Annotated in this window: 15 protein-coding genes; 6 read left to right on the plus strand and 9 right to left on the minus strand. The window is 70.5% G+C overall.

Annotated features, from left to right (window positions below; translation table 11 throughout):
* Positions 1 to 27: 27 nt before the first annotated feature.
* Entirely contained in the window at positions 28 to 222 is a 195-nt protein-coding gene (locus ACSU6M_RS25245) for a DUF3046 domain-containing protein (RefSeq protein WP_437072520.1), read from the plus strand.
* A gap of 59 nt (positions 223 to 281) precedes the next feature.
* Positions 282 to 1,598 (plus strand): AI-2E family transporter, encoded by a 1,317-nt coding sequence (locus ACSU6M_RS25250; protein WP_437072522.1) that lies wholly within the window; start codon positions 282 to 284, stop codon positions 1,596 to 1,598.
* A 29-nt stretch (positions 1,599 to 1,627) separates the two neighbouring features.
* Here ACSU6M_RS25250 and ACSU6M_RS25255 read toward each other — a convergent pair whose 3' ends face one another.
* The gene (locus tag ACSU6M_RS25255; protein ID WP_437072524.1) at positions 1,628 to 2,254 is read right to left on the minus strand and encodes a dihydrofolate reductase family protein; all 627 of its coding nucleotides are present in this window, start codon (positions 2,252 to 2,254) and stop codon (positions 1,628 to 1,630) included.
* Positions 2,255 to 2,674: 420 nt separating this feature from the next.
* Between ACSU6M_RS25255 and recA the strand changes: the two genes are divergently transcribed.
* Together recA and recX are read left to right on the plus strand one after the other, a co-directional pair.
* Positions 2,675 to 3,796 carry a recombinase RecA gene (recA, locus tag ACSU6M_RS25260; protein WP_437072526.1) on the plus strand — a complete coding sequence of 374 codons (1,122 nt, stop codon included), beginning with the start codon at positions 2,675 to 2,677 and terminating at the stop codon, positions 3,794 to 3,796.
* Positions 3,797 to 3,800: 4 nt separating this feature from the next.
* The gene (gene recX / locus ACSU6M_RS25265) at positions 3,801 to 4,634 is read left to right on the plus strand and encodes a recombination regulator RecX (protein ID WP_437072527.1); all 834 of its coding nucleotides are present in this window, start codon (positions 3,801 to 3,803) and stop codon (positions 4,632 to 4,634) included.
* 40 nt (positions 4,635 to 4,674) lie between these two features.
* On the opposite strand, the gene ACSU6M_RS25270 is transcribed toward recX, so the two are convergent.
* From ACSU6M_RS25270 to ACSU6M_RS25305, 8 genes are all read right to left on the minus strand, one after another.
* On the minus strand, positions 4,675 to 5,202 hold the full coding sequence (locus ACSU6M_RS25270; RefSeq protein WP_437072529.1) for a rhodanese-like domain-containing protein: 528 nt from the start codon (positions 5,200 to 5,202) through the stop codon (positions 4,675 to 4,677).
* 64 nt (positions 5,203 to 5,266) lie between these two features.
* A complete protein-coding gene (locus tag ACSU6M_RS25275; RefSeq protein ID WP_437072531.1) occupies positions 5,267 to 5,800 on the minus strand; it encodes a cysteine dioxygenase in 534 nt (177 codons plus the stop codon).
* An 80-nt stretch (positions 5,801 to 5,880) separates the two neighbouring features.
* Positions 5,881 to 5,928 (minus strand): hypothetical protein, encoded by a 48-nt coding sequence (locus ACSU6M_RS25280; RefSeq protein ID WP_309506048.1) that lies wholly within the window; start codon positions 5,926 to 5,928, stop codon positions 5,881 to 5,883.
* Between the two features lie 138 nt (positions 5,929 to 6,066).
* On the minus strand, positions 6,067 to 7,746 hold the full coding sequence (locus ACSU6M_RS25285) for an FAD-dependent monooxygenase (protein ID WP_437072533.1): 1,680 nt from the start codon (positions 7,744 to 7,746) through the stop codon (positions 6,067 to 6,069).
* Positions 7,747 to 7,922: 176 nt separating this feature from the next.
* Positions 7,923 to 8,831 carry an amino acid ABC transporter permease gene (locus ACSU6M_RS25290; RefSeq protein ID WP_437072535.1) on the minus strand — a complete coding sequence of 303 codons (909 nt, stop codon included), beginning with the start codon at positions 8,829 to 8,831 and terminating at the stop codon, positions 7,923 to 7,925.
* A complete protein-coding gene (locus ACSU6M_RS25295) occupies positions 8,828 to 9,493 on the minus strand; it encodes an amino acid ABC transporter permease (protein WP_437072537.1) in 666 nt (221 codons plus the stop codon). Before ACSU6M_RS25295 ends, ACSU6M_RS25290 begins: the two co-directional genes overlap by 4 nt.
* 69 nt (positions 9,494 to 9,562) lie before the next feature.
* Positions 9,563 to 10,402: a glutamate ABC transporter substrate-binding protein gene (locus tag ACSU6M_RS25300; RefSeq protein WP_437072539.1), complete on the minus strand. Its 840-nt coding sequence runs from the start codon at positions 10,400 to 10,402 to the stop codon at positions 9,563 to 9,565.
* 75 nt (positions 10,403 to 10,477) lie between these two features.
* Complete coding sequence (locus ACSU6M_RS25305; protein ID WP_437072541.1) at positions 10,478 to 11,254, minus strand: amino acid ABC transporter ATP-binding protein; 777 nt, start codon at positions 11,252 to 11,254, stop codon at positions 10,478 to 10,480.
* A 287-nt stretch (positions 11,255 to 11,541) separates the two neighbouring features.
* Between ACSU6M_RS25305 and ACSU6M_RS25310 the strand changes: the two genes are divergently transcribed.
* Positions 11,542 to 12,228 carry a response regulator transcription factor gene (locus ACSU6M_RS25310; RefSeq protein WP_437072542.1) on the plus strand — a complete coding sequence of 229 codons (687 nt, stop codon included), beginning with the start codon at positions 11,542 to 11,544 and terminating at the stop codon, positions 12,226 to 12,228.
* A 9-nt stretch (positions 12,229 to 12,237) separates the two neighbouring features.
* Positions 12,238 to 13,638, plus strand: coding sequence for a sensor histidine kinase (locus tag ACSU6M_RS25315; protein WP_437072544.1), 1,401 nt, complete (start codon positions 12,238 to 12,240; stop codon positions 13,636 to 13,638).
* Positions 13,639 to 13,640 lie beyond the last annotated feature (2 nt).

The following is a 13,640-nucleotide window of genomic DNA, read 5'->3' on the forward strand; positions in this document are numbered from 1 at the left end:
CACTCGCATAGGCGGGATACTGGTGTCATGCGGTTGACGGTCTTCTGGGAGCGGATGGCGGAGCACTTCGGTGCGGGATACGCCGAAACCTTCGCGCGCGATCACGTGATGTCGGAGCTCGGCGGGCGCACGGTCCACGAGGCTCTGGACTCCGGCTGGGAGGCCAAGGACGTGTGGCGTGTGGTCTGCACCGTCATGAACGTGCCGCAGGAGCGGCGCTGACGGGCACGATGCCCGCCGGACGACCCACGGCTGTCAGCGCCGTGGGCCAGACTTGACCCGTGGCACCCACCGACGAGACCGGGCAGACCGCCCCGCAGGCATCCCCGACCGGCACGACACCGCCCACCCGGCCGCCCGCCGGCGGGGCCGTCGAGCCGGGCGTCCGCATGCCGCGCTGGCTGCCGCGCGCCATGGTGCTCGCGCTGGCCCTCTACGCCTGCTTCCAGCTCGGCAGCTGGGCCTTCCACCAGCTCACCGGCCTGCTGATCAACATCCTCATCGCGTTCTTCCTGGCGCTCGCCATCGAGCCCGCGGTGAGCTGGATGGCCTCCCGCGGGATGCGCCGGGGGCTGGCCACGGGCCTGGTCTTCCTGATGGTGATCGTCCTGTCCGCGGGCTTCGTCACCTTGATGGGCTCCATGCTCGCGGGCCAGATCATCAAGATGGTCGAGGGCTTCCCCGACTATCTCGACTCCGTCATCAACTGGATCAACACACACTTCAACACCGACCTGAAGCGCGTCGACGTCCAAGAGGGCCTGCTGCGCTCCGACTGGCTGCGCGACTACGTCCAGAACAGCGCGACCGGCGTGCTGGACATCTCGGCGCAGGTGCTCGGCGGGCTCTTCCAGCTGCTGACGATCACCCTGTTCTCGTTCTACTTCGCCGCCGACGGGCCACGGCTGCGCCGCGCGCTGTGCTCCGTCCTGCCGCCGTCCAAGCAGGCCGAGGTGCTGCGCGCCTGGGAGATCGCCGTCAACAAGACCGGCGGCTATCTGTACTCGCGCGGCCTGATGGCGCTGATCTCGGGCGTGGCCCACTACGTCCTGCTCCAGGTGCTGGGTGTGCCCTACGCGCCCGTGCTCGCGGTGTGGGTGGGCCTGGTGTCGCAGTTCATCCCGACCATCGGCACCTATCTCGCGGGCGCCCTGCCCATGCTGATCGCCTTCACGGTCGATCCCTGGTACGCGCTGTGGGTGCTGATCTTCGTCGTGGTCTATCAGCAGTTCGAGAACTATGTGCTCCAGCCGAAGCTGACCTCCAAGACCGTCGACATCCACCCCGCCGTCGCCTTCGGCTCCGTCATCGCGGGAACCGCGCTGCTCGGCGCGGTCGGCGCGCTGATCGCCATCCCGGCGATCGCCACGCTCCAGGCTTTCCTGGGGGCGTACGTCAAGCGCTACGCCGTCACGGACGACCCGCGCGTGCACGGGCACCGACGCCGGGGCGGGGGCGGTCAGGGGCCGTTCCTGCGCGGCGGGCAGATATGGCGGCGGTGGCGGCTCGGCGCGGGGGCGCCGGGGGACGGCACGCGGGAGGCTGGGGCGCAGGAGGACGGCGGCTCGCGGGAGGGGCGCGGTCCGCAGGAAGGCTGAGGCGGGCGGCAGGCCGCGGTGCTGGGCGCTCAGGCTCGGGGCAGTACGCGGTAGGTCACGTGGGTCACCGAGTTCGCCGCCCGTGACTCCACCTGCTCAAGATTCAGGGGCGGGACGCCGTCGAACAGGCGGGTGCCGGCGCCGAGGGTGAACGGCACGATGTGCAGCCGTAGCTCGTCGATCAGGCCCGCGGCGAGGTACTGGTTGATGGTGGTCGCGCCTCCGTGGATCGACACGTCCCGGTCCCCGGCCGCCTCGCGAGCCTGCCGCAGCGCGGATTCGATGCCGTCGGTGACGAAGTGGAACGTGGTGCCGCCGTCCATCGGCTGCGGGTCGCGTGGGTGGTGGGTGAGCACGAAGACCAGTGCGTGGTACGGCGGCTCGTCGCCCCACCAGCCCTTCCACTGCCGGTCCCATGGACCGCGCACGGGGCCGAACATGTTCCGCCCCATGATGAAGGCGCCGAACCGCGCCAGCCGGTCGAGCTCGGCCTGCCGCTGCTGTGGGGTTTCGAACATCCAGGCGTGCAGCCTGCTGCCCCAGCCATCACCGGCGTCGTCGCCGAACGGGCGTTGCTCGGTCTGGTTGAGCCCGGCCGAGTACCCGTCGGCGGAGATCGAGAGGTCGCAGGTCACCCTGCTCGTACGTGCGGTCACTGCACTGTCCTCCTGGTGGCGGCCCCTTCGGCCCCTCGGCCCCCTATGCCCCTACGGCCCCTCGGCCCCCTGGCCCGGCACCTTCGGCCCCTTCGGTCCCTTCACGCTCCATCGGCCCTTCGCAGGGTGCTGCCGGACCCGTTTCGTCACCAGGTAGACCGTTCGGGCCCCGCAGACTCATCGGCGGCACGAGCTGTCATGCGTCCCCGGTGCCGCGCGCGTGGTGCGCTTGACACGAAAATCGAACATCCATTCTTATGGGAGCTCCGGCGAGGTTCTCGGTGGGTGATTTCGCCCTGCTTTGTATGGAGAAGTGCCCGAGTTATCCACAGGCCGGACCCGCGTCGGGGCGCATTGTCAGTGGCAGGCGTTAGCGTCTTTGACGTGAAGCGATCGACTCAAGCAAACCGGGTGGAACCCATGGCAGGAACCGACCGCGAGAAGGCCCTGGACGCCGCACTCGCACAGATTGAACGGCAATTCGGCAAGGGCGCGGTCATGCGCATGGGCGAGCGGTCGAAGGAGCCCATCGAGGTCATCCCGACCGGGTCGACCGCGCTCGACGTGGCCCTCGGCGTCGGCGGTCTGCCGCGCGGCCGCGTCGTGGAGATCTACGGACCGGAGTCCTCCGGTAAGACCACGCTGACCCTGCACGCCGTGGCCAACGCGCAGAAGGCCGGCGGTCAGGTCGCCTTCGTGGACGCGGAGCACGCCCTCGACCCCGAGTACGCGCGCAAGCTCGGCGTCGACATCGACAACCTGATCCTCTCCCAGCCCGACAACGGCGAGCAGGCCCTGGAGATCGTGGACATGCTGGTCCGCTCCGGCGCCCTCGACCTCATCGTCATCGACTCCGTCGCCGCGCTCGTCCCGCGCGCGGAGATCGAGGGCGAGATGGGCGACAGCCACGTCGGTCTGCAGGCCCGCCTGATGAGCCAGGCCCTGCGGAAGATCACCAGCGCGCTCAACCAGTCCAAGACCACCGCGATCTTCATCAACCAGCTCCGCGAGAAGATCGGCGTGATGTTCGGCTCCCCGGAGACCACGACCGGTGGCCGGGCGCTGAAGTTCTACGCCTCGGTGCGTATCGACATCCGCCGCATCGAGACCCTGAAGGACGGCACGGAGGCGGTCGGCAACCGCACCCGCTGCAAGGTCGTCAAGAACAAGGTCGCCCCGCCCTTCAAGCAGGCCGAGTTCGACATCCTCTACGGCCAGGGCATCAGCCGCGAGGGCGGTCTGATCGACATGGGCGTGGAGCACGGCTTCGTCCGCAAGGCCGGCGCCTGGTACACGTACGAGGGCGACCAGCTCGGCCAGGGCAAGGAGAACGCGCGCAACTTCCTGAAGGACAACCCCGACCTGGCCAACGAGATCGAGAAGAAGATCAAGGAGAAGCTCGGCGTCGGCGTGCGTCCCGAGGAGCCCGCCGCGGAGCCGGGCGCGGACGCCGTGGTCTCCACCGGCGCGGACGACGCGAAGTCGGTCCCGGCCCCGGCGGCCAAGGCCACCAAGCCCAAGGCCGCGGCCACCAAGAGCTGACGACGTGACACGGCGAACCGACTGGGCCGAGTACGCCCACCCCGGCACCTTCCGGGAGCCGGGGCGGCAGGGCGACACGCGCTTCGCCGGGCACGACGGCGGCGAACGGCCGGACGACACCCCGTACGCCGAGGGCCACCCGGAAGCCGAGGGCGGCGCGTACACCGGGGGCGACGCGTACACCGAGGGCGGCGACGGCCGTCACGGCGGGCGCGGACGGCGCGGAGAGGGCGGCTCACGCACGGGGCGTGGTCGCCGTCGGCGCGCCGGACGGGAGTCGTCCGGTGAAGACGGAGGCACCTCCACCTCGTCGAGGGCCGAGAAGGGGGAGCCCCCAGGGGACCCGGTGGAGCGGGCACGGGCGATCTGCCTGCGCCTGCTCACCGGGACCCCGCGCACCCGGAAACAGCTCGCGGACGCCCTGCGCAAGCGGGAGATCCCCGAGGACGTCGCCGAGGCGGTGCTGTCCCGCTTCGAGGAGGTCGGTCTGATCGACGACGGGGCCTTCGCCGACGCCTGGGTGGAGTCCCGGCACCACGGCAGAGGACTGGCCCGCCGTGCGCTCGCCCAGGAGCTGCGCACCAAGGGCGTCGACCCCACGCTGATCGACTCGGCCGTCGCCCAGCTCGACTCCGAGCAGGAGGAGGCGACCGCGCGCGAGCTCGTGGCCCGCAAGCTGCGCGCCACCCGTGGCCTGGAACGCGACAAACGGCTCCGCCGGCTCGCGGGCATGCTCGCCCGCAAGGGCTACCCCGAGGGCCTGGCCCTGCGCGTGGTCCGGCAGGCCCTGGAGGAGGAGGGGGAGGAGACGGATTTCCTGGGGGACGAGGGATTCTGACGTCCTCGGAAGGCCACGGGGCTGACATCCCCGTGACGTGTCACGCCCCGGATGCCGTCCCCGGTGCGGGTGCGGGTGCGGGTGCGGGTGCCGATGCCGGTGCGGATGCCGACGCCGGTGCCGAAGCCGGTGTCGTGACCGGGAGCCCCGCTCGCCTCCATGCCTGGAAGCCGCCCGTCAGGTCCGTGGCGCGGTGCAGGCCGAGGCGGTGGAGGGAGTCGGCGGCCAGGGTCGATGCGTAGCCCTCGTTGCAGATGATCACGGCGCGCAGGTCGTGGCCCGTGGCTTCGGGGAGGCGATGGCTGCCGTGCGGGTCGAGGCGCCACTCCAGTTCGTTGCGCTCGACGACGAGGGCGCCGGGGATCAGGCCGTCGCGCTCGCGCAGGGCGGCATAGCGGATGTCCACCAGGAGTGCCTGTCCCGCGCGGGCGGCGGCGTGGGCCTCATGGGGCCCGATCCGCTCGTAGCCCGAGCGCAGGCGCTCCAGCAACTCGTCGATGCCGACCGGTTGTTGACGCTCGACGCTCACCGTGGGACCTCCATCGCCTGGTAGTCGTGGGCTGTGCACCGGGGCGCCGTCGCCCCTTCGCCGCCCACGAAGCCTCCGTCTCGTCGTCGCTCCCCGCCGGCCCTCACTGCCAGTCCTCCGGGCGCTCGACCTGTTCCAGGCGCAGCACCTGACCGGCGCGGCTGTAGCGGCGGATGCGGGGCAGGGGCGGGTAGTAGGCGTGGACGGAGATCGCATGGTGCTCGGTGGACTCGTTGAGGACCTCATGGACGTGGTGCCGGCCGAACGCGCGGCCCTGACCGGCCGGCAGGCGGCGGGTGCGGTCCACGCCCTCGGTCAGTTCCAGGGTCTTCCAGCCGTCGGTGGGCAGCCGGGCGGCGAGCGAGTTCTCCGTCAGCTCGCCGCGGGCGGTGAGGAAGGCGCCGACCGAGTCGGCGTGGTCGTGCCAGCCGGTACCCGTGCCGGGCGGCCACCCGATCAGCCATGCCTCGCTGCCGCCGGGGCCCTCAAGGCGCACCCAGGTGCGCCCCTCGGGGTCCAGCGGCAAGGAGGCGATCAGCCGGGCGTCGGCGGCGGTACGCCGTACGAAGTCGAGGAGGTCCGCCTGGGTCGGCACATGGGCGGGCGCGGACGTGGAGAGGGCAGGGGAGGAGGACAACGGACACCGTCCTGAGGTGAAGTCGCGAACGCGCGCGCGACGACGTGGAGGTGCGCGCGCGGGGAGAGGGGGATGCGAGTTCAGCAGGACGGACGACACACGCAGCCCGCGTAACGGACGAGATCCATATGGACCCTCCGCCACAGGCGCACATCGGTGTCGGTCACGATCCGGAGTACACCATGTGGGCCCGGACCGGTCAACTCACCGTCACCCTGCGGACGCAGGGCGACGGTGAGCCGGCGAGGCCGCGCGACGGCCGGCGGTCACTGACCGGATGCGGCGGACGCGGCGGACGCGGTGGCCCCGGCGGAAGCCGTCGCCTCCGCCACCCGCGGCCCCCCGATCGCCGCCTCCGCGGCCGCGTACAGGTCGGCCGGGCGGACGCCGTTCAGGGCCGTGACGAGATGGCCGTCGGGCCGTACGAGCAGGACGGTGTGGGCGGCCGCGCCCGGGTAGCTCTCGGCGACCAGCAACTCCGCCGGGTGCGGCAGCGCGGCCACCGCGGCCGCCAGCCGGGGCATGACCCCCGCGGACATCCAGTGCCTGCGCTCCCACACGCCCGTGCCCGGCGCGACCAGCACGACCAGCAGCGCACCGCGGCCGAGCCGGGACCGCAGCCCCACGAAGGTGCCGTCCTCCGCCGTGACCCGCACATCGGCGACCGGCGCGCCCAGGGGCGTGTCGACGGGGACCTCCGCCTCGATGTGCCGCGGGGCGAGCGGGGAGTCGGCGTAGGCGCCCGGCGCGCCGACCGGGCCCTGACCGAGGTGACCGTCCGTGAGCAGCGCGTCGTGCCCCCGGGCGGCGCCGGGGACGTACGCGCGCAGCCCCTTGCCGCCGCGCAGCAGCGGCAGCACCTGGTCGGCAGCGCGCAGCCGGGCGGCGACGACCGCGCGCCGCTCGGCCTGGTAGCTGTCCAGCAGCGCCTCGTGCGGCCCGTGATGCCAGGCGAGCGCCAGCTTCCAGGCCAGGTTGTCGGCGTCCCGCAGGCCCTCGTCCAACCCTTGGGTGCCGAGCGCGCCGAGCAGATGCGCCGCGTCCCCGGCGAGGAAGACGCGGCCCACCCGCCAGCGGCGGGCCAGCCGGTGGTGCACGGTGTGCACGCCGGTGTCCAGCAGTTCGTACGACGGTGACGCGCCGTCGGTCCAGCCCGTCAGCGTCTCGCGGACGCGGGCCACCAGCAGCTCGGGGGTGACCAGGTCCTTGCCCGGCGGCAGCAGCCAGTCCAGCCGCCAGACGCCCTCCGGCAGCGGACGCGCGGTCACCTCCCCGGCCGAGGGTCCCGACGTCCGCCACGGCGGTGTCCGATGGAGCAACGCGCGACCGGCCCACGGAAGTTCCGTGCGCAGCGCGGCCACGGCGTGTCGCTCCACCGCCGTACGGCCGGGGAAGCGGATGTCCTGGAGTTTGCGCACGGTGGAGCGGGGGCCGTCGCAGCCGACCAGATAGCTGCCGCGCCACCAGGTGCCCTGGGCGCCGCGGGTGTGCGCGGTGACACCGGAGGGCTCCTGCTCCAGGCCGTCGAGCCGGCTGTCCACGGCGATCTTGACGAGCCGTTCGCGGGCGAGGGCCGCGCGCAGCGCCCAGGTGAGGACGTGCTGGGCGACGTGGAACGGGGCGGCGGGCACGGGTGCGGTCGGCGGCGCCGTCTCGACACCGGCTTCGCCGGCGTCCGGGGCGTCGAAGTCGACCTCGCGCATGATCTGCCTGCGCCGCATCGACCGCCATCCGGACCAGCGGACGCCGGCCTCGGTGAGCGGCAGTCCGGTCAGCCGCTCCATCAGGGCGGCGGTGTCCTCACGCAGCACGACGGTGCGGGCCAGGCGCGGCTCGTCCTTGCCGGGCCCCTCGTCCAGGACCACGGACGGCACCTCCTGGCGGGCGAGCGCCAGGGCGAGCGTGAGCCCGACGGGCCCCGCTCCGACGATGATCACCGGGTCCACGGCGCGGCGCTCCCTGCTCGTGGCGGTGTCTCAGGAGACGGGTGTGAACAGGAGGTTTGAGCAGGGTGCACGATCACAGAACGTATGCAACCTATTGCCGGTGCTTGCGTCAAGTGACGAAGGCAGTGGCGCCGTCACGCCACTGCCTCCGTAGGGTCACATCACTTGATCACTCGTCAGGCGCTGGCTCCTGTGCCGAAGGTGCCGCCGACCTCGGCCGCGTTCATCTCCTCGACGTCGTCCTTGCCGAGCACCGCACCGGTGGTGCGCTTGCTGCGCCTGAGCCGGCCCTCCAGCCAGCTCGCGAAGGTGGTGAGGGCGAAGTTCAGGGCCACGAAGATCACCGCGACGACCGTGAAACAGGCGATGGTGTTCGCGCCGTAGAAGGCGCTCATCGGCCGGACGGCCGCCAGCAGCTCGGAGAAGTTGAGCATCGCGCCGCCGAGCGCGGTGTCCTTCACGATGACGACCAGCTGGCTGACGATGGCCGGGAGCATCGCGGTGACCGACTGCGGAAGCAGCACGCTCCGCATGGTCTGTCCCTTGCGCAGACCGATGGCCATCGCCGCCTCGGACTGCCCCTTGGGCAGCGCGAGGATGCCGGCCCGGACGATCTCGGCGAGCACCGAGGCGTTGTACAGCACAAGACCGGTGATGACCGCGTACATCGGGCGGTCGTCGGTGCTGACGTCCGTGAACTCGGAGTAGGCCGCGTTCGCGAACAGCATCAGGATCAGGACCGGGATCGCGCGGAAGAACTCGACCACGGCTCCGGACGCCCAGCGCACCGGCAGGTGGTCCGACAGACGCGCGATGCCGAACACAGCGCCCAGCGGCAGTGCGATGACCATGGCGAGGGCCGCCGCGATGAGCGTGTTCTCCAGGCCCGGCCAGATGTACGTGGTCCACACCCGGGAGTCGGTGAAGAACGGCTTCCACTTGTCCCAGTCGAGCTGGTTCTTCTCGTCGAGCTTGGCGATCACCCACCACACAGCGGCGGCGAAGACGACGAGGAACAGCACCGAGAGGAGGACGTTGCGCCGCTTGGCCTTGGGCCCCGGCGTGTCGTACAGGACCGAGCTCATCGCTTCACCGCCACCTTCTTGCTCACCCAGCCGAGGATCAGACCGGTCGGGAGGGTGAGGCAGACGAACCCGAACGCGAAGACGGCGGAGATCAGAAGGAGCTGAGCCTCGTTCTCGATCATCTCCCTCATCAGCAGCGCGGCCTCTGTCACACCGATCGCCGCGGCCACCGTCGTGTTCTTGGTCAGCGCGATCAGCACATTGGCCAGCGGTCCGACGACCGAGCGGAACGCCTGGGGAAGAACGATGAGGGTGAGCACCTGGCTGAAGTTCAGACCGATGGCCCGGGCGGCCTCGGCCTGTCCCACCGGGACCGTGTTGATGCCGGAACGCAGGGCCTCGCAGACGAACGCAGAGGTGTAGGCGATCAGGCCCAGCACGGCGAGCCGGAAGTTGATGGTCTTGAACTCGTCGGCGCCCAGGGTGATGCTGAGTGTCTGGAAGAGGCCCAGCGAGGTGAAGACGATGATGATCGTCAGGGGGATGTTCCGGACCACGTTCACATAGACGGTCCCGAAACCGCGCATCAGGGGGACAGGGCTGACACGCATCGCCGCCAGCAGGGTTCCCCAGATCAGGGACCCGATGGCCGAGTAGACGGTGAGCTGTACTGTCGTCCAGAACGCCCCGAGCAGGTCGTAGCCTTCAAGAAAGTCGAACACGATCTCCCGCGCTTCCGCACGTGGGGGAGGGTAGGCACGCCCGAGGCGCACCTACCCTGCCACCCTGCTTCACTTGACGATGACGCCGATCTTCGGGGCGGGCTCGTACTTGTAGTTGGCGGGACCGAAGTTCTTCTTCACGTACTCTTCCCACGAGCCGTCGGAGACCATCTTCTCGAGGGCGGTGTTGATCTTCGCCTTGAGGTCGCTGCCCTCCTTGACGCCGATGCCGTAGTTCTCGTTGCTCAGCTTCAGGCCGGCGAGCTTGAACTTGCCCTTGAACTGCTCCTGCGACGCGTAGCCGGCGAGGATCGAGTCGTCGGTGGTCAGCGCGTCGACAGCCTTGTTCTCCAGGCCCGTCAGGCACTCGGAGTAACCGCCGTACTCCTGCAGCTGGGCCTTGGGGGCGATCTTCTCCTTGACGTTCTGGGCCGAGGTGGACCCGGTCACGGAGCAGAGCTTCTTGCCGTTCAGGTCCGTGCCCTTGGCGATGTTGTCGTCGGCACGGATCAGCAGGTCCTGGTGGGCGAGCAGGTAGGGACCGGCGAAGTCGACCTTCTTCTCACGCTCGTCGTTGATCGAGTACGAGGCGGCGATGAAGTCGACGTCGCCACGCTCGAGCATCGTCTCGCGGTCGGCGCTCTTCGCTTCCTTCCACTCGATGTCGGCGGCGTCGTAGCCGAGCTCCTTGGCCACATAGGTCGCCACATCGACGTCGAAGCCCTCGTACGTGCCGTCGGCCGTCTTCTGGCCGATGCCCGGCTGGTCGATCTTGATACCGATGGTGATCTTGTCGCCGCCACCGGACCCCGGCTCGCTGTCCTTGTCGTCGTCGCCCCCGCACGCCGTCGCGGTCAGGGAGAGGACGAGCGCAGCCGCGGCCGCGGCGGAGACCTTGCGGAGCTTCATGGTGAACATCCTTCGTGTGATGAGGAGATGCCGTGTTGCTGGGGTGACGCGAGTCGTCGCCGGAGCGACGGGGCGTCAGTGGTGCAGGATCTTCGACAGGAAGTCCTTGGCGCGGTCGCTGCGCGGGTTGCTGAAGAACTGGTCGGGCGCAGCCTCTTCGACGATGCGGCCGTCCGCCATGAACACCACGCGGTTTGCGGCCGATCGTGCGAATCCCATCTCATGGGTGACCACGATCATGGTCATACCTTCGCGGGCCAGCTGCTGCATGACCTCCAGGACCTCGTTGATCATCTCCGGGTCGAGCGCCGAGGTGGGCTCGTCGAAGAGCATGACCTTGGGGTCCATGGCCAGCGCGCGGGCGATGGCCACACGCTGCTGCTGACCGCCGGAGAGCTGTGCCGGGTACTTGTCCGCCTGAGTGGCCACGCCGACCCGGTCCAGCAGGGCGCGTGCCTTCTCCTCGGCCTGCTTCTTGTCCGCCTTGCGGACCTTCATCTGGCCGAGCATGACGTTCTCGAGCACGGTCTTGTGCGCGAAGAGGTTGAAGGACTGGAACACCATGCCGACGTCCGCCCGCAGCCGCGCGAGGGCCTTGCCCTCGGCCGGCAGCGGCTTGCCGTCGATCGTGATCGTGCCGGAGTCGATCGTCTCCAGCCGGTTGATGGTGCGGCACAGGGTGGACTTCCCGGACCCGGAGGGTCCGATGACCACGACGACCTCGCCGCGCGCGATCGTCAGATCGATGTCCTGGAGTACGTGCAACGCGCCGAAGTGCTTGTTGACGCTCTTCAGGACGACCAGTTCGCCGTTCGCGGCCACATCTTCCTTGGCCACCGATACTTCGGTCATCGCTCTCTGGCTCCGTCCTCCTCGGTTTCGGAGGACAGTAATAACCCTACGCGACCAGCGTCATTACATCTGAGGGGAATCTGAGCATCACGATCCGATAGCAATCGGACACGTGTCGTAGCACTTGTGACCTGGGCGCGTATCGGCCGGATAACGGAAGCCGAGCGCAACCGGAACCCTCTTGACGCCGTCCTCGTCCATCGGCGTGACTGCCTTGATGCACGCACGCGCGTGCACACGTTTGTAGACGACGACCCCGTACGCGCGATGAACCGAAGGAGGCCGGGATGAGACTGCTCCTCGTCGAGGACGACAACCATGTCGCCGCCGCTCTGTCCGCGGTGCTGGCGCGGCACGGCTTCGACGTCACCCACGCGCGCAGCGGCGAGGAGGCACTGCAGGCGCTGGTCCCCGGCGGTCCGGGCTTCGGCGTCGTCCTGCTCGACCTCGGCCTGCCCGATCAGGACGGCTACGAGGTCTGCGGAAAGATCCGCAAGCGCACCAGCACCCCCGTCATCATGGTCACCGCGCGTTCCGACGTCCGCTCCCGCATCCATGGCCTCAACCTGGGTGCCGACGACTACGTAGTCAAGCCGTACGACACGGGAGAACTCCTCGCCCGCATCCACGCCGTCAGCCGCCGCACCGTGCAGGAGGACGCCGCCGGGAGCGCGGAGGCCGTGCTGCGTCTGGGCTCCGTCCACATCGAGCTGCCCACCCGCAGGGTCAGCGTGGACGGTTCGGTCGTCCAACTGACCCGCAAGGAGTTCGATCTGCTCGCCCTTCTGGCCCAACGCCCCGGCGTCGTCTTCCGTCGGGAGCAGATCATCAGCGAGGTGTGGCGCACCAGCTGGGAGGGGACCGGGCGCACCCTGGAGGTGCATGTGGCGTCCCTGCGCGCCAAGCTGCGCATGCCCGCCCTGATCGAGACCGTCCGCGGCGTCGGCTACCGGCTCGTCGCCCCCGCCGCCTAGCGGGCCAGGGTGCGCACTCGACTCCTGCCGCTGCTCATCGTCCTGATGGCGGCCGTGCTCCTCGCGCTCGGCGTGCCGCTGGCGGTCAGCGCGGCCTCGGGGGAGCAGCAGCGCGTCATCGTCGACCGGATCGACGACACGGCCCGCTTCGCCGCCCTCGCGCAGAATGTCACGCCCGCCACGACCGGCCCCGGCGCCACGTCCCCCGACGAACGCACCCTCAGCCAGGAGCTGGCCAGCTACCACGACGTCTACGGCATTCGGGCCGGTGTCTTCTACCGCAACGGCACCCCCATGGCCCAGGCACCCGGCGACTGGCTGCTCCCCGAGGAGGGGGAGGTGCGCCGCGCATTCGCCGAGGCGCTGCTCAGCCGGCGCAGCCAGGACCCCGAGCAGATCTGGCCCTGGCAGCGCCGCAGCCTGGTGGTCGCCTCGCCGGTCATCCGCGACGGCGACGTCGTCGCGGTCGTGGTCACCGACTCGCCCACCGGCCCGATGCGGTCGCGGATCCTGCGCGGCTGGCTGCTCGTCGCCGCGGGCGAGTTCGCCGCGATGCTCCTCGCCGTCGGCGCGGCCCTGCGGCTGACCGGGTGGGTGCTGCGGCCCGTACGGGTCCTGGACGCCACCACGCACGCCATCGCGAGCGGCCGGCTCAAGACCCGGGTCGCGGCGGCCGGCGGCCCACCGGAACTCAGGCGGCTGGCCCGGTCGTTCAACGAGATGGCGGACAACGTCGAGGATGTGCTGGAGCAGCAGCGCGCCTTCGTCGCCGACGCCTCGCACCAGCTGCGCAACCCCCTCGCCGCCCTGCTGCTGCGTATCGAACTGCTCGCCCTCGAACTGCCCGAGGGCAACGAGGAGATCGCCTCCGTCCAGGCCGAGGGCCGCCGCCTCGCCCAGGTCCTGGACGACCTGCTCGACCTGGCGCTGGCCGAGCACGCCGAGGCCGACCTCGCCCTGACCGACATCGGCGCGCTCACCGCCGAGCGCGTCGCGGCCTGGGCGCCCACGGCCGAGGCCAAGGGCGTACGACTGGAGGGCGACTGCCCGCCCACCACCGCCTGGGCCGACCCGGTCGCCCTGTCCAGCGCGCTGGACGCGGTGATCGACAACGCGGTGAAGTTCACCCCGGCGGACGAATGCGTACGCGTCCGGGTCGCGGCCGACGGCGACACCTCGACCATCGTGGTCGCCGACCGGGGCCCCGGCCTGACCGACGAGGAACTCACGCGCGTGGGCGACCGCTTCTGGCGCAGCGGACGGCACCAGAACATCAAGGGCTCGGGGCTCGGCCTGTCCATCTCGCGGGCCCTGCTGGCGGCCGGCGGCGGCTCCCTCGCGTACGACCACCACGAACCGCACGGCCTGCGCGTGACGGTGAGGCTGCCGCGGACGGGTCCCGTCCAGTAGGC

Source organism: Streptomyces sp. enrichment culture (assembly GCF_964272895.1).
GTDB lineage: Bacteria > Actinomycetota > Actinomycetes > Streptomycetales > Streptomycetaceae > Streptomyces.